This window comes from Microbacterium sp. BF1, from assembly GCF_019279095.1.
GTDB lineage: Bacteria > Actinomycetota > Actinomycetes > Actinomycetales > Microbacteriaceae > Microbacterium > Microbacterium maritypicum.
On sequence record NZ_JAGYWT010000916.1, the window covers coordinates 1 to 500 of the forward strand.

Consider the following 500-nt stretch of genomic DNA (forward strand, 5'->3'; position numbering starts at 1 on the left):
GTCCTGATATTGTCTCAAGTTGTACCAAAGGGTGTTCACTTGATACTAAAAACCATCTTGTCCAGTTGTCATAAATCAGATGAAATTTGACCCTATATCCTTATAATTAATGATAGAACCAAAGTTTGCCATCGTTTTGTTGTGCTATAATAGGCTTAAAAAAAGAAAGTATGCAACTAATGGAAAATAAATTTAAGGGTGCTTGTCTGTGTCAACGTGTTAAATTTCAAGTAAGACTAGTCAACTTAAAGATGCATGTCTGTCACTGTTCTATGTGTAGGAAAAGTAGTGGTGGTACTGGTTTTGCTTATTTATATGCGCAAGAGGAACCTGAGTTTAGGACACAGGATACTTTGTCATCTTATAATGCTGTTGGTAAAGCGGAAAGGGGCTTCTGCAATCATTGCGGGACAACTATTTATTATCATAATGTGTTAGATAAGGGCTATTGCATATCTATATCAGTTTTAGAAAAACTTCCTGAAAATGATATTTTATTT

General features: G+C 34.2%; 1 protein-coding gene. It reads left to right on the forward strand.

The features are described from left to right. Window positions 1-179: 179 nt before the first annotated feature. Window positions 180-500: GFA family protein (locus tag KZA10_RS17540; RefSeq protein ID WP_218683548.1), on the forward strand; the 321-nt coding region annotated here is incomplete at its 3' end.